The 17,839-nt window shown below is 72.6% G+C and carries 13 protein-coding genes; 6 read left to right on the forward strand and 7 right to left on the reverse strand.

From position 1 onward, the window contains the following. Positions 1-583 precede the first annotated feature (583 nt). Together typA and ACZ50K_RS09145 are read right to left on the reverse strand one after the other, a co-directional pair. The gene (gene typA / locus ACZ50K_RS09140; protein ID WP_468899488.1) at positions 584-2,488 is read right to left on the reverse strand and encodes a translational GTPase TypA; all 1,905 of its coding nucleotides are present in this window, start codon (positions 2,486-2,488) and stop codon (positions 584-586) included. Between the two features lie 351 nt (positions 2,489-2,839). After that, entirely contained in the window at positions 2,840-5,506 is a 2,667-nt protein-coding gene (locus ACZ50K_RS09145) for an ABC transporter substrate-binding protein (protein WP_468899490.1), read from the reverse strand. A 355-nt stretch (positions 5,507-5,861) separates the two neighbouring features. On the opposite strand from ACZ50K_RS09145, the gene ACZ50K_RS09150 reads away from it, so the two are divergent. The 6 genes from ACZ50K_RS09150 (at position 5,862) to ACZ50K_RS09175 (ending at position 12,790) form a co-directional block, all read left to right on the forward strand. Next, the gene (locus tag ACZ50K_RS09150; RefSeq protein ID WP_468899493.1) at positions 5,862-6,083 is read left to right on the forward strand and encodes a hypothetical protein; all 222 of its coding nucleotides are present in this window, start codon (positions 5,862-5,864) and stop codon (positions 6,081-6,083) included. Positions 6,084-6,179: 96 nt separating this feature from the next. Beyond that, complete coding sequence (locus ACZ50K_RS09155) at positions 6,180-7,001, forward strand: hypothetical protein (RefSeq protein ID WP_468899496.1); 822 nt, start codon at positions 6,180-6,182, stop codon at positions 6,999-7,001. Position 7,002: 1 nt separating this feature from the next. Next, positions 7,003-8,916, forward strand: a complete 1,914-nt coding sequence (locus ACZ50K_RS09160) for a fumarate reductase/succinate dehydrogenase flavoprotein subunit (protein WP_468899499.1) — start codon at positions 7,003-7,005, stop codon at positions 8,914-8,916. Then, the gene (locus ACZ50K_RS09165; protein ID WP_468899502.1) at positions 8,913-9,695 is read left to right on the forward strand and encodes a succinate dehydrogenase/fumarate reductase iron-sulfur subunit; all 783 of its coding nucleotides are present in this window, start codon (positions 8,913-8,915) and stop codon (positions 9,693-9,695) included. Before ACZ50K_RS09160 ends, ACZ50K_RS09165 begins: the two co-directional genes overlap by 4 nt. A 223-nt stretch (positions 9,696-9,918) precedes the next feature. Further along, a complete protein-coding gene (locus ACZ50K_RS09170; protein ID WP_468899917.1) occupies positions 9,919-12,039 on the forward strand; it encodes a TPM domain-containing protein in 2,121 nt (706 codons plus the stop codon). Positions 12,040-12,070: 31 nt separating this feature from the next. Beyond that, positions 12,071-12,790, forward strand: a complete 720-nt coding sequence (locus ACZ50K_RS09175) for a PspA/IM30 family protein (RefSeq protein WP_468899505.1) — start codon at positions 12,071-12,073, stop codon at positions 12,788-12,790. A gap of 57 nt (positions 12,791-12,847) precedes the next feature. Here ACZ50K_RS09175 and ACZ50K_RS09180 read toward each other — a convergent pair whose 3' ends face one another. From ACZ50K_RS09180 to ACZ50K_RS09200, 5 genes are all read right to left on the reverse strand, one after another. Next, the gene (locus ACZ50K_RS09180; RefSeq protein ID WP_468899507.1) at positions 12,848-15,400 is read right to left on the reverse strand and encodes a SpoIIE family protein phosphatase; all 2,553 of its coding nucleotides are present in this window, start codon (positions 15,398-15,400) and stop codon (positions 12,848-12,850) included. A 240-nt stretch (positions 15,401-15,640) separates the two neighbouring features. After that, a complete protein-coding gene (locus ACZ50K_RS09185) occupies positions 15,641-16,069 on the reverse strand; it encodes an ATP-binding protein (RefSeq protein WP_468899510.1) in 429 nt (142 codons plus the stop codon). A gap of 143 nt (positions 16,070-16,212) precedes the next feature. After that, positions 16,213-16,620 carry a (deoxy)nucleoside triphosphate pyrophosphohydrolase gene (locus ACZ50K_RS09190; protein WP_468899513.1) on the reverse strand — a complete coding sequence of 136 codons (408 nt, stop codon included), beginning with the start codon at positions 16,618-16,620 and terminating at the stop codon, positions 16,213-16,215. 37 nt (positions 16,621-16,657) lie between these two features. Further along, a complete protein-coding gene (locus ACZ50K_RS09195) occupies positions 16,658-16,843 on the reverse strand; it encodes an SPOR domain-containing protein (RefSeq protein WP_468899514.1) in 186 nt (61 codons plus the stop codon). A gap of 191 nt (positions 16,844-17,034) precedes the next feature. Next, entirely contained in the window at positions 17,035-17,805 is a 771-nt protein-coding gene (locus ACZ50K_RS09200; protein WP_468899517.1) for a sporulation protein, read from the reverse strand. Positions 17,806-17,839: the final 34 nt, after the last annotated feature.

The raw sequence follows: 17,839 nt of genomic DNA on the forward strand, positions 1-17,839 counted from the left end.
GGCGGGGTCCTTGGCCTTGGAGTCGTCCTTGGACGGCTCTTCGACAAGGACGTTGGGCGCTGCCGCACCCTCAGTCTGCGCAGGGCTGGTCACGATCGCGTCGCCCCCAGAGCGATCTCAGTCGCGCGCGTGACCCAGTTGGCGCTTGTGGCACCACGCATGGGGTCCTCCTCAAGAGTTCACTTGTCACTATGTGAGGGGCACGCAGAGGGATCGCCGACACCCCTGACGGCTAGATCTCCAGGTACCCCAAGTGTGTGCTCGTGAGTCGGCACTCCCCACAGTGCATGACCCATTGACCCGAGCTCATTGGAGCCATCCTCGGGGACGCCATGACCGTAAACCACACTTAAGTGGTCTCGTTTTCACAACATCGACCTGGGGCGGAAAACCGAAATCCGGACAAAGCGAGCAGAGACAGACACACCCGAAACGGACTGTTAGCACACCTTCCGGAGTGTGACGATCGGTATGCGGACACCTGAACGACACAATCCGTTTGACAAACGCGAACGGCCCCCCTACCAACGGATCACCGTGGCAGAGGGGCCGTGCGCTTGGGAAGGCCCGGGCGGTTACTGCGTCACTTGGCGGACTTCGCCCGCGAGGCGGTGCGCGAACGCTCCTTCTGGTCCAGGACGACCTTGCGGATGCGGACGGCCTCCGGGGTCACCTCGACGCACTCGTCGTCCCGGCAGAACTCCAGGGACTGCTCCAGCGACAGCTTGCGCGGCGGGATCACGTTCTCCGTGTTGTCCGCGGAGGCCGCACGCATGTTGGTGAGCTTCTTCTCCTTGGTGATGTTCACGTCCATGTCGTCGGAACGCGAGTTCTCACCGACGATCATGCCCTCGTACACCTCGGTGCCGGGCTCGGTGAACAGCACACCGCGCTCCTGGAGGTTGATCATCGCGAACGGGGTGACCGCGCCGGCCCGGTCGGCGACCAGGGAGCCGTTGTTGCGGGTGACCAGCTGGCCGAACCACGGCTCGTGGCCCTCGTGGATCGAGTGGGCGATGCCGGTACCGCGGGTGTTGGTCAGGAACTCCGTACGGAAGCCGATGAGGCCGCGGGAGGGCACCACGAACTCCATGCGGACCCAGCCGGAGCCGTGGTTCGACATGTTGTCCATCCGGCCCTTGCGGACGCCCATGAGCTGCGTGACCGCGCCCATGTGCTCCTCGGGCACGTCGATGGTCATGCGCTCGACCGGCTCGTGGGTCTTGCCGTCGATCTCCTGGGTGACCACCTGCGGCTTGCCGATGGTCAGCTCGAAGCCCTCGCGGCGCATCTGCTCCACCAGGATGGCGAGCGCGAGCTCACCGCGGCCCTGGACCTCCCAGGCGTCCGGGCGCTCGGTGTCCAGGACGCGGAGCGAGACGTTGCCGATCAGCTCGCGGTCGAGGCGGTCCTTGACCTGGCGGGCGGTGACCTTGCGGTCCTTGACCGCGGACTTGGCGTCCGCGCCCTTGCCGGAGCCGCCGCGGCCGACCATCGGGGAGGTGTTGGTGCCGATGGTCATGGAGATCGCGGGCTCGTCCACCGAGATCAGCGGCAGGGCGACCGGGTTCTCCGGGTCGGCCAGGGTCTCGCCGATCATGATGTCGGGGATACCGGCGACCGCGCAGATGTCACCGGGGCCGGCCACCTCGGCCGGCTTGCGGGTGAGCGCCTCGGTCATCATCAGCTCGGTGATGCGGACGTTGGAGATGGAGCCGTCGCGCTTGATCCAGGCCACCGTCTGGCCCTTGCGCAGCTCGCCCTGCTCCACGCGGAGCAGCGCGATGCGGCCGAGGAAGTTGTCCGCGTCCAGGTTGGTGACGTGGGCCTGGAGGGGGGCCTCCTCGTCGAACACCGGGGCCGGGACGTGCTCCAGGATGGCGGAGAAGAACGGCTCCAGGTTGTCGCTGTCCGCGGGGACGGTGCCGTCCTCCGGCTTGGTCAGCGAGGCGACGCCGTCACGGCCGCAGGCGTAGACGATCGGGAACTCGATCTGGTCCTCGTCCGCGTCCAGGTCCAGGAACAGGTCGTAGGTCTCGTTGACGACCTCGTCGATCCGGGAGTCCGGGCGGTCCGTCTTGTTGATGCAGAGGATGACCGGCTTGCGCTGCTGGAGCGCCTTGCGGAGCACGAAGCGGGTCTGCGGCAGCGGACCCTCGGAGGCGTCGACCAGCAGGACGACCGCGTCCACCATCGACAGACCGCGCTCGACCTCGCCACCGAAGTCGGCGTGGCCGGGGGTGTCGATGATGTTGATCGTGATCGGGGCCCCGCCGTCCTTGGGGTGGTACTTCACCGCCGTGTTCTTGGCGAGGATCGTGATGCCCTTCTCACGCTCCAGGTCGTTCGAGTCCATCATGCGGTCGTCGAGCTGCTGGTGGGCGGCGAAGGCACCGGCCTGCTTGAGCATGGCATCGACGATGGTCGTCTTGCCATGGTCGACGTGGGCGACGATGGCGACGTTACGGATGTCGTGGCGCGTGGGCACTTCGGCGCTTCTCCCGGGATCGTGGATGGCGTCGCGTACGGCCTGGCACGCGAGCCTGGAGCCGGGCGGAATACCTGCCACGGCCTCACCCCATGGTACGTCGCGTGGCGGGATCCGCCCGCCGGGGGGTCTGTCAAGAGGCTGGACGACTGAGCGGCGGAGCAGCCGGAAGGGGTCTCGGAAGGGCCCCGGAAAAGGGGGGCGGGGCCGGTCCTGCCCAGGTCGGGTCGGGTCAATGGGCTGCAACGACCTTGCCCGCCGGGGTGAGCGGCGGGCAAGGGAATTGAGGCAGTTCTGAGCTGGTGAGCCGTGGATTCACGCGGGCTCCACGGCCCGGTCACCGCTTCTTGTTCAGTTCTTCGCGTTCTTCTCCTTGGCCGGAACCGCCTTCTTCCACCCGATGTCCTGGTAGCGCGGCGCCCCCAGACCGAAGGCCCCGGCGTTGACCAGACCGGCGCGGGCCGCGACCAGCTCGGGCCGCTGGTAGAGCGGGATCGACCCGGCGGCCGCCCAGATCCGGGCGTCCGCCTTCTTCATCAGCTCCCGGGCCTCGTCCTCGTCGAGCTCGCCCACGGCCTGGTCGAAGAGCTGGTCGATGTGGTCGGTACCCACCCGGGTGTAGTTCTGCTCCACCAGCAGCGAGCCGTCCGCCGCCGGCTCCGGCTTGGCGAAGATCGGGCGGGCGTCGGTGGCCGGGTAGGCGGTGGCCGGCCAGGAGTAGAGGGCCAGGTCGTACTGGCCGGAGGCGATGTGGTCCTTGAAGAAGGAGTCGTCGGCGACCTTGGTCAGCTCGGTCTGGATGCCGACGGTGCGGAGCATCGCGGCGATCCGGTCGCCGACGCTGCGCAGCGGCTCCGACCCGGGACCCGAGGGGAGCACGAACCGCAGGGTCAGGGGCCGGCCGTCCTTGGCCAGCACGGTGGAGGCCGCGCCCTGGACCGCCTGCCGGGCCGGGCCGGCGCTCGCGCCGGAGCCGTCGGCCGCCGCGGCCCCGCCCTGCACGGCCGGGACCGCCCGGGCGCCGTCCCGCACCGGATTGCGCTTGCCGTCGTCCACGGAGTCCGCCTGGGCGGGGGCGAGCGCCGGGTCCTGCTGCTCGGCGAGCGGGAGCGGGGCGAGCGCCGGGTCCCCGGCGGCCGGCGGCTGGTCGCCCGCCGGGGCCGCGGCGGGGGCGCCGGGGGCGAACCCGTCGGCGTCGACGATCTCCCCGTCGGGTCCGTACGGAGCGCCCTCCGGCAGGGCCGGCATCCCGGCCGCGCCGGCCTCCGGCCCGGCCTGGTCCCCCGGCTCGGCGGGCGCGGCCGGGCGCGGGGCGGCGAGGGCGGGGCCGAGGGCCGGGAAGGCCCGGCCCAGCGCGGCGGCCGGACGGGCGGGCGCGGCGGCCGGTCGGGCGGCGGCCCGGGCGGCGGCGTCCGCCGCGAGGCGGGCGGTACGGGCCGCCGGGGCGAGGTCGCCGTTCAGACCGTCGTCCTGGCCCACGATGTAGAGGCCGTCCTCGCCGGTGCCCGGGCCGGGCGCCCGCTTGGGGTCGTCCTTGGGCTTGTCCGCCTCGGCACCCGCCTTGGTCCCGGCCGGGGCCGTGACCTTGCCGCCCTTGCGCCAGCCGGCGTCCGACAGCAGCGCCTGGGCCGCCTGGGTGTCCTGGCCGCCGAGCGCCGCGCTGTTGTCGGCGTACGCCTGCTGCCCGGCCAGGGCCAGATGGCTGCCGACCGGTTCGGCGGGCAGGCCCAGCGGCTTGAGCACGATCTCGGCCAGCGCCTGCCGGTCCAGCGCCCGGGCCACCGCCCGGCGGACCCGCTCGTCGGCGAGCGGGCCGGTGGAGCCGTTCATCGCCAGCTGGGTGTAGGCCGGCTCCAGGGACTTGCGGACGGTGAACCGGGCCAGGGCCTTCTGCTCGGCCGCGTACCGCTGCGCGGCCGCGGCCTCCTTCTTCCTGGTCTCCGCCTCGGCGGCCGCCTTCTCCTCGTCCGCGCCGAAGGCCAGCGCCCAGGAGCGGGTGGCCTGGGCCGGGGTCTGGGCGAGGCCCGGCCCGTGCGCGCCGACCGCCCCGCCGATCAGCGAGGCGGGGGCGCCCGGGGCTCCGGCGGCCGGGGCGGGTGCGCCCTTGGCGCCGGCCGGGGCGCCCTTGGCGCCGGCGTCCCGGCGGGCGGCCGCGATGCGGTCGGCGCCGGTCCGGTCCAGCTCGGCCAGGTCCAGCTTCCCGGCGGCCAGCGCGGACGGCCGGTCGGCCCGCGGCACCGCGGTCAGCACCAGGGTGTCCAGCTTGGCGGGCTGCCCCCACCAGCGCGGGTTCCGGGACAGCGCCACCGTCCCGGTCTTCTTGTCCACCGCGCCGAGGCCGAAGGGGCCCGCGGTCACCTTCAGGGCTCCCCGGGCCCCCTCGTTGAAGGCCTCCGGGGTGCCGGTGACCTGCTTGGGGTAGAGCGGGGAGAACAGCGACTGCCAGTCGGCGTAGGGCTTGGCGAAGGTGACCCGGACCTCCAGGTCGTTGGCCCCGCGCTCGATCTTCTCGATGCGGTCGTACCCGGCGTTGCGGGCGGTCCAGTAGGCCGAGTCCTTGCCGCTGAGGGCCCGCCACTGGGCGAGGAAGTCGGCCGCCCCGATCTCCCGGCCGTCGCTCCACACCGCCTGCTGGTGCAGCTTGTAGAGCACCACCTGCTTGGGCTCCCGGGCGACCACCTCGGCCTTCTCCAGGTAGTCCGGGTTGGCCACCGGCCGTCCCTTGGCGTCCAGGGTGAAGAGCTGGGGCAGCACGGCTCCGGCGATCCGGGCGGTGGTGGCGTCCGCGTCGGCCTGGAAGGTGTTGAGGGTCTCGGGTAGCGCGTCCACGGCCCAGCGGACCACCCCTCCGTCCGCCACCCGCTCCCGGACGGTGCTCGCGACGTCCTGGCCGGCGGCCGGCGCGCCGCCGTCTTCCTCGCCGGAGCTGCAGCCGGCCAGCAGCGGCAGCGCCAGGACGCCCGAGGTCAGGAGCGCCATGGAGGCCATGGATCGGCGCCGGCGCTGGCTCTGGGACATGGGTGGTACCTCCGGGGCGGGCGGGGCGTACGTGGTTCGCGTACGTGATCACTAATGGCGGTATATGGAGCTGATCAGACCGGTGACGAAACCCACTGAAATCGACGGCCGCCCAGCTCCGCCGCAGCCGGAGCCCGCCACGCCGCGAACCCCACCCGGGCGGACCAATCCGACCCGCCCCGGCATCCGGGATTCGGCCGGACGGGGGACGAAAATCGGTGCGGTCAGGGGCGCGTGCCGGACACCCGCGCGCCCGCAATCGCTGCGCGTCCCTTCACAACCGGGCCCGTGAGGGGCGACACTCGCAGGCGCACATGAGCGTTGCCACCGCAACCTGCGGAAGTGAGGGCAAGTCATGTCCCTGCAAGACGATTTGACGGCCGTACGGCGGAACCTGAACGATCTGATCCGCTCGGTCGAGCGGCTGGAGCAGGACGTCGCCCGGCAATCACCGGCCGCCCCCAGGCCCCCGGGCCAGGACGGGATGGTCACGATCCCGGACACGCCGTACGACAGCACGCTGTGGACGGACAGCGACGACGAGGGCCTCGGCGCCCGAGGCCGCCGCGCGCCCTGACCGCAGCCCCCAGCACCCCCCATCAGGTCCGGCCGCCCCTTTTCCCGGCGGCCGGGTCTCCTGGGCCACCCCCGACCACTCCACCCGGAGTCCCCTTTGGCCACAGGCACGGAACCACCCCGCCAGCTCACCGGCGTCCACGACGCCTCCCGGGCCTCCATCCCGGACCGGCACCTGCGCACCGACCGGTGGTGGCTGGCCCCCGCCGTCACCGCGGCCGGGCTGCTCGCCTTCATCGTCTACTCGACCTGGCGGGCCTTCGCGAACGCCGACTACTACGCGGCGCCCTACGTCTCCCCGTTCTACTCGCCCTGTCTGGCGGAGAACTGCGTCCCCATGAAGGGCGGCCCCAACTGGGAGATCCTCGGCAGCTGGTGGGGCCTCTCCCCCGCCCTGCTGATCCTGATCTTCCCGCTCGGCTTCCGGCTGACCTGCTACTACTACCGCAAGGCCTACTACCGGGGCTTCTGGGCCTCTCCCCCGGCCTGCGCGGTCGCCGAGCCGCACACCACGTACACGGGCGAGACCAGGTTCCCGCTGGTCTTCCAGAACATGCACCGGTACTTCTTCTACTTCGCACTGCCGGTCGCCGGAATCCTCACCTACGACACGGTGCTGACCTTCCGGAACTCCCAGTACGAGTGGGGCCACATGGGCCTCGGCACCCTGATCTTCCTGGTCAACATCGTGCTGATCTGGGCCTACACCCTGTCCTGCCACTCCTGCCGGCACATCATCGGCGGCCGCCTCCGGCACTTCTCCAAGCACCCGGTCCGCTACCGGATGTGGGGCTGGGTGGGGAAGCTCAACTCCCGCCACATGCAGCTCGCCTGGGCCTCCCTGCTGTCCGTGGCGGCCTGCGACCTGTACGTGTACCTGCTCGCCAGCGGCGCCTTCACCGACCCGAGGATCTTCTGACATGGCTCAAGTCGACCGGCAGCAGTGGGACGTGGTCGTGGTCGGCGCGGGCGGCGCCGGCCTGCGGGCCGCGATCGAGGCCCGCGAGCGCGGCGCCCGCACCGCCGTGATCTGCAAATCCCTGTTCGGCAAGGCCCACACCGTGATGGCCGAGGGCGGCATCGCCGCCTCCATGGGCAACGTCAACGGCGGCGACAACTGGCAGGTGCACTTCCGCGACACGATGCGCGGCGGGAAGTTCCTCAACCAGTGGCGGATGGCCGAGCTGCACGCCAAGGAGGCCCCCGACCGGGTCTGGGAGCTGGAGACCTGGGGCGCCCTCTTCGACCGCACCCCGGACGGCCGGATCTCCCAGCGGAACTTCGGCGGCCACGAGTACCCCCGGCTGGCGCACGTCGGCGACCGCACCGGCCTGGAGCTGATCCGCACCCTCCAGCAGAAGATCGTCCAGCTCCAGCAGCAGGACTTCAAGGAGACCGGGGACTACGAGTCGCACCTGAAGGTCTTCCAGGAGTGCACCGTCACCCGCGTCCTGAAGGACGGGGACCAGGTCTCCGGCACCTTCTGCTACGAACGCGAGTCCGGCCGCTTCTTCGTGCTGGAGGCCCCCGCCGTGGTCCTCGCCACCGGCGGCATCGGCAAGTCCTTCAAGACCACCTCCAACTCCTGGGAGTACACCGGCGACGGCCACGCCCTGGCCCTGCTCGCCGGAGCGCCGCTGCTCAACATGGAGTTCGTCCAGTTCCACCCCACCGGGATGGTCTGGCCCCCCTCGGTGAAGGGCATCCTGGTCACCGAGTCGGTCCGCGGCGACGGCGGGGTGCTCCGCAACAGCGAGGGCAAGCGGTTCATGTTCGACTACGTCCCGGACGTCTTCAAGGAGAAGTACGCCGAGACGGAGGCCGAGGGCGACCGCTGGTACGAGGACCCGGACAACAACCGGCGGCCCCCCGAGCTGCTCCCCCGCGACGAGGTGGCCCGGGCCATCAACTCCGAGGTCAAGGCCGGCCGCGGCTCCCCGCACGGCGGGGTGTTCCTGGACGTGTCCACCCGGATGCCGGCCGAGCGGATCAAGCGCCGGCTGCCGTCCATGTACCACCAGTTCAAGGAGCTGGCGGACGTGGACATCACCGCGGAGCCCATGGAGGTCGGCCCGACCTGCCACTACGTGATGGGCGGCATCGCGGTGGACTCCGACACCGCGGCCACCGTCGGGGTGCCGGGCCTCTTCGCGGCCGGTGAGGTCGCCGGCGGGATGCACGGCTCCAACCGGCTGGGCGGGAACTCCCTCTCCGACCTCCTGGTCTTCGGCCGGCGCGCCGGACTGCACGCCGCCGAGCACGCGGCCGGGCACACCGCCGGGGACGGCGGCCGTCCGGCGGTCTCCCAGGAGCAGATCGACGAGGCCGCCGCCGAGGCGCTGGCCCCGTTCCACGCCGAGGAGGGCGCGGAGAACCCGTACACCCTGCACCAGGAGCTCCAGCAGAGCATGAACGACCTGGTCGGGATCATCCGCCGGGAGGGCGAGATGCAGCAGGCCCTCGGCCGGCTGCGGGCCCTGCGGGTGCGGGCCGCCAGGGCCGGGGTGGAGGGCCACCGCCAGTTCAACCCGGGCTGGCACCTGGCCCTGGACCTGCGGAACATGCTGCTGGTCAGCGAGTGCGTGGCCCGGGCGGCGCTGGAGCGCACCGAGTCCCGCGGCGGCCACACCCGCGAGGACTGCCCGTCCATGGAGCGGGACTGGCGCCCGGTGAACCTGGTCTGCCGGCCCGTGCTGCCGCCCCCCGCCGACCCGGCGGCCGACCGGATCCGGCTGGTCCGCACCCGGACCGAACCCATCCGCCCCGACCTGCTGGCGCTCTTCGAGAAGGAAGAGCTGGTCAAGTACCTCGCCGAAGAGGAGCTGTACGAGTGACTGCGACTGGTACCGGTTACGAAGCCCGCTTCCGGATCTGGCGGGGCGACGCGGAGGGCGGGGAGCTGCGGGACTTCACCGTGGAGGTGCACGAGGGCGAGGTGGTCCTCGACATCGTGCACCGGCTCCAGGCCACCCAGGCCTCGGACCTGGCGGTCCGCTGGAACTGCAAGGCCGGGAAGTGCGGTTCGTGCAGTGCGGAGGTGAACGGGCGGCCGCGGCTGATGTGCATGACCCGGATGTCGACCTTCTCCCGCGACGAGCTGATCACGGTCACCCCGCTCCGGGCGTTCCCGGTGATCCGCGACCTGGTCACCGATGTGTCCTTCAACTACGCCAAGGCCCGCGAGGTGCCGGCCTTCGTCCCGCCGCAGGGCGTGGCGGCGGGCGAGTACCGGATGCAGCAGGTGGACGTGGACCGCTCGCAGGAGTTCCGGAAGTGCATCGAGTGCTTCCTGTGCCAGGACACCTGCCATGTGGTGCGTGACCACGAGGAGAACAAGCCGGCCTTCGCCGGTCCCCGCTTCCTGATGCGGGTCGCCGAACTGGACATGCACCCGCTCGACGCGGCCGCCGAGGAGGGCCTGGACCGCAAGCGGACGGCCCAGGAGGAGCACGGGCTGGGCTACTGCAACATCACCAAGTGCTGCACGGAGGTCTGCCCCGAGGGGATCAAGATCACCGACAACGCCCTGATCCCGCTGAAGGAGCGGGCGGTGGACCGCAAGTACGACCCGCTGGTCTGGCTGGGCTCGAAGATCGGCCGCCGCAAGCCCTGAGGGTGCCGGGCCCGGTGCCGGGAGGGCGGACCTCCCGGCACCGGGGCGGACGGTGGCCCCGGGTGCCGGGGACTGTCCGGGGCGCCCGTCCGGGGCCGGCCGTCCGGGGGCGACCGTCCGGGTGCGACAGCCCAGATCCGCCCATACCCTCCGAAATGTGACTCCGCCGAAGAGACGCGCCCCCGACCCGGTCAGTGATCTGCCCCTTCGCGCCCCGCACCGCCTGCTCGCCCTGGCCGCCGCCCTGCTGGCGTGCGCGGTCTGGCTGGCATGGGCGGCGCCGCCGGCCGCGGCCGAGGATCCCGTCACCCTGGACCGGCAGGGGCAGATCACCGACCGGGTGGGGGCCCTCGGCGACCGCAGGCCCGCCGTCACCGCCGCCCTGGACAAGCTGTACGCCGACCACCGGGTGCAGCTGTTCGTGGCGTACGTCCGCGACTTCTCCGGACGGTCCGCCCAGAGCTGGGCCGACGCCACGGCCGAGCGCAACGGGCTGGGCCAGAACGACCTGCTGCTGGCCGTGGCCACCGGGGACCGGCAGTACGCCTATTCGGCGGACCTGGACTCCGGCTTCACCAAGGAGCAGCTGGCGGACGTCGCCCGGACCGCGATCGAGCCGGCCCTGCGCGAGAACGACTGGGCGGGCGCCGCGATCGGCGCGGCGAACGGCTACGGCGCGGTGCTCTCCGGGCAGCCGGTGCCGGTGCCCGCCGTCACCCCGGGCCCGGCCGACCCCGGCGGTTCGGGCGGCGGGGTGAGCGGGGCCGGGGACTTCGTCCTCCCGGTGGTCGCGGTCGGAGCGGCCGGCGCGCTCGGGGCGTACGCGTACACCCGCAGCCGGCGGCGCAAGGGCGGCTCCGGCGGCCCGGGCGGCGCGGGCGGCTCCGGCGGCGGGAAGGCCCCGGCCGGCTGGGGCGACCGGGCGGCCGGCGGGCTGCCGCTGCCCGAACTGGACTCCCGGGCCAAGGCCCTGCTGGTGGAGACCGACGACGCGATCCGCACCAGCACCGAGGAGCTGGGTTTCGCCACGGCCCAGTTCGGGGACGAGGCCGTGGCCCCCTTCCAGGAGGCCCTGGCGCACGCCAAGGACGAGCTGACGCACGCCTTCCGGCTGCGCCAGCAGCTGGACGACGCCTACCCCGAGGACGACGCCACCCGACGGCGGATGCTGGACGAGATCGTGGCCCGGTGCACCGAGGCGAACCGCCGGCTGGACGCCGAGTCGGCCGGTTTCGACCGGCTGAGGGCCCTGGAGAAGAACGCCCCGCAGGCGCTGGCGGCGGTGGAGGCCCGGTTCGGTGCGCTGTCCGGCCGGACCGCCACCGCGGAGGCCACGCTGACCGCGCTGGGCCGGACCTACGCCGTATCTGCGGCCGCCCCGGTGGCCTCCAACGCGGACCAGGCCAAGGACCGGCTGCTGTTCGCCGGCACCAGTCTGGCGGAGGCGCGCACCGCGGTGGCCGCGGCGGACAACGGCCGGGCGGCGGTGCACGTCCGGGCCGCCGAGGGCGCGGTGGACCAGGCCGGCACCCTGGTGGACGCGGTGGAGCGGCGGGCCAAGGAGCTGGCGGAGGCCGCGGGAAAGCTGGACGGGGCGCTGAGCGAGACGGACACCGATCTGGCGGATGCCCGGGGCCTGCTGACGGGCACCTCGGAGGGGGTGTCCACGGCGGACCTGCGGGGCCGGATCGGCCGGGCCGAGGCCGTACTGGCGGAGGTCCGCCGGGAGCGGGAGGCCGGACGGTACGACCCGATCGACGCGCTGCGCCGGGTGGAGGAGGCCGACGCGGCCCTGGACGAGGCGCTGGCCGGGGCCCGGGAGCGGGAGGCGGGCAACCAGCGGGCCCGGTCCCTGCTGGACCAGGCGGTGCTCGGGGCGCGCAGCGCGATCGGGGCGGCCGCCGACTACATCACCACCAGCCGGGGCGCGGTGGGGAGCACGGCCCGCACCCGGCTGGCGGAGGCGCAGCGGCATCTGGAGCGTTCGGCGGCGCTGGCCGCCACGGACGCCTCGGGGGCGCTGGCGGAGGCGCAGCGGGCGGACGCGCTGGCACGGGAGGCCCAGCGGCTGGCCGAGCAGGACGTCGGCGGCTACCGGAACCCGTACGGGGCGGACCGGCGCGGGGGCGGGATGGGCGGGGCGGTGCTGGGCGGGATCATCCTCGGCGAGATCCTCGGCGGCGGCCGGAGCCGGGGCGGCGGCTTCGGCGGCGGGGGCGGCGGCGGCTTCGGCGGGGGCGGCGGGGGCGGCGGGGGCGGCGGGGGCGGGGGCTTCGGCGGCGGGCCCGGCTCCTTCGGGGGCGGTGGCACCCGTGGCCGGATGGGCGGCGGCGGCCGTTTCTGACCGATCGTGATCTCACAAGGAGACAGAGCGCATGAGCAAGCAGAGCATCCTCGGCCGGGTCACCCAGCTCGCCAAGGCCAACATCAACGCGTTGCTGGACCAGGCGGAGGACCCGCAGAAGATGCTGGACCAGCTGATCCGCGACTACACCAACAACATCTCCGAGGCGGAGCAGGCGGTGGCGACCACCATCGGGAACCTGCGGCTGCTGGAGCAGGACCATGCGGAGGACATCGGGGCGGCGGCCGAGTGGGGCGACAAGGCGCTGGCCGCCAGCCGGAAGGCCGATGAGCTGAGGGCGGCCGGTTCGGCGGCGGACGCGGACAAGTTCGACGGGCTGGCGAAGGTGGCGCTGGGCCGGCAGATGCAGTCGGAGAAGGAGGCGAAGACCGCCGAGCCGACGATCTCGGCGCAGACCGAGGTGGTGGACAAGCTCAAGAGCGGGCTGGACTCGATGCGGAACAAGCTGACCGAGCTCCAGGCGAAGCGGGACGAGCTGGTGGCGCGGTCGAAGACCGCGGCGGCCCAGAACACCATGATGGACGCGGTGAAGAACATCGACGTGCTGGATCCGACGAGCGAGCTGAGCCGCTTCGAGGACAAGGTGCGGCGGGAGGAGGCCCGGGCGCTGGGCAAGCAGGAGCTGGCGGCCTCCTCGCTGGACGCGCAGTTCGAGGCGCTGGACGACCTGGGCAAGGACGCGGAGATCGAGGCGCGGCTGGCCGCCCTGAAGTCGGGGACGGCCTCCTAGTCCGTGGCCGCGGGGGCGGGTGGTCCCGCCCCCGGGCCGGTCAGCCGTCCGGGCCGGTCAGCCGTACATGTTGAGGAGCTGCTCCGCGGACAGTTCGGTGACGGGTTCGGCGACGGCCCCCGGCAGCGGGAGTTCGAACCAGACCGTCTTGCCGCGGTGGGTGCGGCGGGTTCCCCAGCCGGCCGAGAGCAGGCCGACGAGCTGGAGGCCGCGGCCGCCCTCGTCGGTGTCCCGGGCGCGGCGGCGGCGCGGCTGGACCAGGTTGGCGTCCCAGACCTCGCAGACCAGGGTCCGGTCGAGCAGCAGCCGGAGCCTGATCTCCCCCTCGCCGTACCGGAGCGCGTTGGTCACCAGTTCGCTGACCAGGAGTTCGGTGGTGTCGAGGAGTCCCTCCAGTCCCCAGGCGGGGAGTTTGGTGCGGGCCAGTTCGCGGGCCCGGCCGACCGAGCGGGCCTCCCTGGGGAGCTGCCAGTCGCCGACCGCGTCGGGCGGCAGGCCCTGGACCCGGGCCATCAGGAGGGCGATGTCGTCCTCGCCGTGCCGGGTGTCGAGGGTGGCGAGGACGTGGTCGCAGACGTCCTCCAGGGGGCGGACCGGGTCGGCGAGGGCGTCGCGCAGTCCGCGCAGCCCCTCTTCGAGGGCCTGGTCGCGGGATTCGACCAGCCCGTCCGTGTAGAGGGCGAGCAGGGCGCCCTCGGGGAGGTCCACGTCCACCTGTTCGAAGGGTTCGCCGCCGACGCCGAGCGGCATGCCGGGCGGTACCTCCAGGAGCAGGCCCGGGCGGGGTTCGGTGCCGGGTTCGCCGGGTTCCACCAGGACGGGCGGCATGTGTCCGGCGTTGGCGATGGTGCAGCGCCGGGTGACCGGGTCGTAGACGGCGTAGACGCAGGTGGCGAGGTAGACCTCGGAGAGGTCGGCGTCGCGGGACTGGAGGGCGGCCCGGGAGGCCTGCTGGCTGCCGCCGGGCGCGCCGAGGCCGCGGGCGACCTCGTCGAGGGCGGAGAGCACTTCGGCCGGTTCCAGGTCGAGGAGGGCCAGGGTGCGGACGGCGGTGCGGAGTTCGCCCATGGCGACGGCGGCGCGCAGGCCGCGGCCCATGACGTCGCCGACGACGAGGGCGGTGCGGTGGCCGGGGAGTTCGATGACGTCGAACCAGTCGCCGCCGACCTCGGTGGCGGCGTTGCCGGGGAGGTAGCGGCAGGCGATGTCCAGGCCGGCCGCCTCGGGGTCGCCGGGGGGCAGCAGGCTGCGCTGGAGGATGAGGGCGCGTTCGTGCTCGCGGCGGTAGAGGCGGGCGTTGTCGATGCAGACGGCGGCCCGGGCGGCGAGTTCGACGGCGACGGCCCGGTCGCGTTCGCCGAAGGGTTCGCTGCCCTTGGTCCGGGAGAACTGGGCGAGTCCGACGACGGTGTCGTGGGCGACCAGCGGGACCACCAGGGTGGACTGGACGAGTTCCTCGGGTCCGCCGCCGCCGATCAGCCGGGGGCGGGCGGTGCGCAGGGCGAGGGCGACGGGTGAGGCGGCCGGGTAGCGGTGGGTTTCGCCGACGGCGATGGGCGGGCCGGACAGCGGGGCGTCGGAGACGGCGCTGGCGAAGGCGACCCGGCGCAGCGGGGCGGAGGGGGCGCGGCCCGCGCCGCTGCCGGGGAGGGAGGGCACGCCGGGGCCCTGCGGGCGGGCGGGGCGGTCGTCGTCGCCGAGCAGGAGTCCCTGGTAGAGGTCGACGGAGGCGAGGTCGCAGAAGCCGGGGACGGTGACGTCGAGGAGTTCGCGGGCGGTGGTCTCCAGGTCGAGGGAGTTCCCGATGCGGTGGCCGGCCTCGTTGAGCAGGGCCAGGTTGCGGCGGACCCCGGCGGCCTCGCGGGCGGCGAGGTGGCGGCGGGTGACGTCGGTGCCGATGCCGGCGATGCCGATGGGGCGGCCGCTGCCGCCGTGCACCCGGTAGAGGTTGATGGACCAGTGGCGCTTCTCGCGGCTGCCGGGGGCGGCCCCGCTGATCTGGAGGTCGGTGACGGACTCCCCGGTGTCCAGGACCCGGCGGAGCGCGCCGGTCATCCGGTCGGCCTCGCGGGCGGGCAGGTAGTCGTGCACGGTGCGGCCGCGGTGGTCCTCGACGGCTCCGCCGAAGACGGTGGCGAATCGGCTGTTGGCGCGCTGCACGGTGAGGTCCGTACCGAAGAGCAGGAACCCGAAGGGGGATTGACCGAATATCGCCTGTGAGGCGGCCAGATCGGATTCGATCCGGCGCAGTGCCCGGACGTCGACGACCACACAGAGGGCGGCCCGCTCGGCGGTCTCGGTCTGGGTGGGCATCACATAGATCTCGGCCACGCCGTGGGCGCCGTTCCCGCCGCCCGGGACGCGGAACGGGATCAGCCCCGTCCACTCCTTGCCGTCGAGTATTTCGGCCACCTTGCGGTGCCCGTCCGCGCGCAGCTCGGGCGGCATGAAGGCGTCCACCGGGTCACGGCCCACCACCTGTGCGGCGGTCAGGCCGAACAGTTCCTCGGCGCGCAGGCTCCATTGGTCCACCAGCCCGTCGGGTCCGATCGAGAAGGACGCGATCTTGATGTAGTCGTACATCGAGCCAGGCGGACTGCTGTGCCACAAGGAGTCATGCCAATCCTCCCGGGGCACTCGGGCCTGATGTGCCTGCGCAGGTATCTCGCTCACGCGACCGTCCCCTCCAGCTCACCGCAACCGGACCGGCCATGACCGAAGTATTCAGCACCACGGGCACGGCTCGCACGGCGTTCACGATCACAGCAAGGTCTCGTTCGGTTTCAGCCAACCTCGTGCGATGTCTCCCGGGGTCTGTCCGGGAGGGACGCCTTGCCGTCCTTCCCCTTGTTACTCACCAGGAAGAGCCAACTCGAACCACACTGTCTTGCCCGTCTTCCCGTGACGGGTACCCCACCGCTGCGCCGAGACCGCCACCAGGTGCAGGCCGCGGCCCCCCTCGTCGTCGGGGGCGGCGGTCCGCGCGCGGGGCGGATCCGGAAGCGGGTCGGAAACCTCCACGAGAAGGGCCGGACGCCCCGACGATACTTCGGTGGCCGGATCCCGACGGACCAACCGGACCCCGATGGGGCCCGAGGCGTAGCGCAGGGAGTTGGTGACCAGCTCGCTGACCAGCAGGACGGTCACATCGCAGAGGGGGTCGAGGCCCCAGGCCCGAAGTGTGCCGAGAACCGCGTGTCGGGCCGTGCGGACGGCCCCCGGCTCGGCGGGAAAGGCCCATTCGGCGCAGTCACCGTCTGTCTCGATCACGCCGATCACTTCCCGGGCCGGCAGCGGACCCCAGTGCGGTTCTTCAGGGACGAGATAGGGATTAATAACGACATACCCGATATCGGGCCTCCGTACCGCCCCAAGCCCCCCGCACCGGCGCACTGTGGCACGTACGGCCTAGAGCGCGCCCCTCACGCGCCCCCGGACGCGGTGCGGAGCCGGCGGCCCAGCTCGGCGACGGCCGGGCGGTCCTGGTCGAGCCAGTCCACCGAGTCCAGTTCCGCCGGGGCGAGCCAGCGGAGCTCGTCGTGGTCCTCCAGCGGCTCCGGTTCCCCGGACAGCAGCCGGGCGGTCCACACGTGCAGCACCAGTCCGGGCCGCAGCGGCCACTCCCCCGGGATCCGCTCCAGCGGTTCGGTCTCCACTCCGAGCTCCTCGCGCAGTTCGCGCACGAGCGCCTCGGGTCCGCTCTCACCGGGTTCGGCCTTGCCGCCGGGCAGCTCCCAGCGGCCCGCCAGCTCCGGCGGGGCACTGCGGCGGGCGGCCAGCAGGCGCCCGTCACGGCAAAGGGCTCCGCCCACGACCACGCGTTCAGTCATGGGCGGAGCCTATGGCACGGCCGCACCGTGCTCCTTTTCAGTTCGCGGTGGCGGTCTGTCCGGTCCGCTCGACCCAGTAGAGCTGCTTGTGTCCCCGGTCGTCGAGGCTGTCGACGACCTGCTGGGCCTCGGCCCGGGTGGCGTAACGGCCCACCCGGTAGCGGTTGCCGTTGTCGTCCTGCCGTATGACCAGCCACGCGAGCAGGGCACCGCTGTCGCTCATCGCGCTTCATCCTCCGCCGTCGTACCCGCCCGGGAAACCGCATTGCGCATATGCCTGAGCTTACGCCCGACCTTCACTCAGCGGATACGTGTTTTCACGAAGAGGTACCTCCGGGGCGTACGCATCCGGCCATGCGTACGAGCGGGCCGCGCACTCCGGCGCGAACGGCGCCCGGAACGACCGGAGTTGGATCAGCTCCGCGCCCCGCCGAGGGCGTCGAGACCGTCGGTCCAGCGCCGGACCTCCTCGCCGAACTCCACTCGGCCGAGGTCGTGGTGGGCGGCGACGAAGCGCAGGGCCGGCGGCCTCTTGCCCCAGTCCTGACCGGGCCGGCCGGCTTCGCGGAGGAAGATCTCGCTGCCGACGGCATTGGTGTGGAAGGTCAGTTCCAGCGACCGGGGACCGGTGAGCAGGAGGGTCTGGTGGAGGTAGTGGTGCCATTCGACCTCGGGGACGTGCTCCTTGCGGACCACGGCGCGCTCGCAGTCGTACCCGGCGGCGGCGAACCCGTCGAGGACCGCCTCGTGCAGCGGAAGGGTGGTGACGCGCACCGGGTCGAAGTCCCGGGGGTCCTCGTCCCCCGCGATGTCCACGCGCGTGGTCAGGAACAGGTCGGTGCCGGCGAGGCTCCGGCCCCGGGTCTCGGACACCGGGGTCTCCCAGCGCAGCCGGTGCTCGAAGGGCACCCGCCGCTCCTCGCCCTTGGCGAGGGTGAAGTACCCGCCCTGGGCGTAGGGGTGGCTGAGCGTGTCCCCCTTGACCCCCTCGCCGCCGCCCTTGCGGACCTGCGGCGGGTTGTAGAGGAGCACCAGGTTGATGCCGCTCACCTCGGTCGCCCGCTCCGGGGCCCGGACCACCACCTCACCGGTGAGGAGGCCCCCGGGACGGGCCGGCTCGGACTGCACGATCGTGTTCACTTCGAGCGGTATGCCGCCCTTGCCCAGCAGACGTTTGAAGACCATGGGGGCAGGCTAGATCAGACCCGGCCAAAAATGA

The sequence above is a fragment of the Streptomyces sp. NPDC033845 genome, assembly GCF_055576225.1.

Coding starts and splice junctions, on each gene's coding strand:
- ACZ50K_RS09195 (WP_468899514.1), bottom strand. CDS start 16,843: ATGAGCGACAGCGGTGCCCTGCTCGCGTGGCTGGTCATACGGCAGGAC.
- ACZ50K_RS09145 (WP_468899490.1), bottom strand. CDS start 5,506: ATGTCCCAGAGCCAGCGCCGGCGCCGATCCATGGCCTCCATGGCGCTC.
- ACZ50K_RS09160 (WP_468899499.1), top strand. CDS start 7,003: ATGGCTCAAGTCGACCGGCAGCAGTGGGACGTGGTCGTGGTCGGCGCG.
- ACZ50K_RS09150 (WP_468899493.1), top strand. CDS start 5,862: ATGTCCCTGCAAGACGATTTGACGGCCGTACGGCGGAACCTGAACGAT.
- ACZ50K_RS09200 (WP_468899517.1), bottom strand. CDS start 17,805: ATGGTCTTCAAACGTCTGCTGGGCAAGGGCGGCATACCGCTCGAAGTG.
- ACZ50K_RS09175 (WP_468899505.1), top strand. CDS start 12,071: ATGAGCAAGCAGAGCATCCTCGGCCGGGTCACCCAGCTCGCCAAGGCC.
- ACZ50K_RS09190 (WP_468899513.1), bottom strand. CDS start 16,620: ATGACTGAACGCGTGGTCGTGGGCGGAGCCCTTTGCCGTGACGGGCGC.